Annotated in this window: 1 protein-coding gene; it reads left to right on the top strand. The window is 40.4% G+C overall.

What is annotated here, in order from left to right:
- A partial coding sequence (locus tag H8K36_RS19125; RefSeq protein WP_186920470.1) for a DDE-type integrase/transposase/recombinase occupies window positions 1-203 on the top strand: 203 nt, incomplete at both ends.

Genomic DNA, 203 nt, shown 5'->3' with positions numbered 1-203 from the left:
CTGGTGAGAAGCTTTATCTATCACCCATTTTAGATCTGTTTAACGGCGAGATCATCGCCTTTGAAACCGCAAAAAGACCCGTTTATAAAATGATTGATACGATGCTTAAAAAGGCTTTTAAACGGCTATCGCCAAAAGATCAACCGATTTTGCACTCTGACCAAGGATGGCAGTATCGCATGCAAGCATATCAAACATCACTA

It is taken from the genome of Affinundibacterium nitidum (genome assembly GCF_014284155.1).
Classification (GTDB): Bacteria; Pseudomonadota; Gammaproteobacteria; order Burkholderiales; family Burkholderiaceae_D; genus Undibacterium; species Undibacterium nitidum.
The sequence above is the reverse complement of the archived record's forward strand: the minus strand, read 5'-3'. Positions and strand labels throughout refer to the sequence as shown.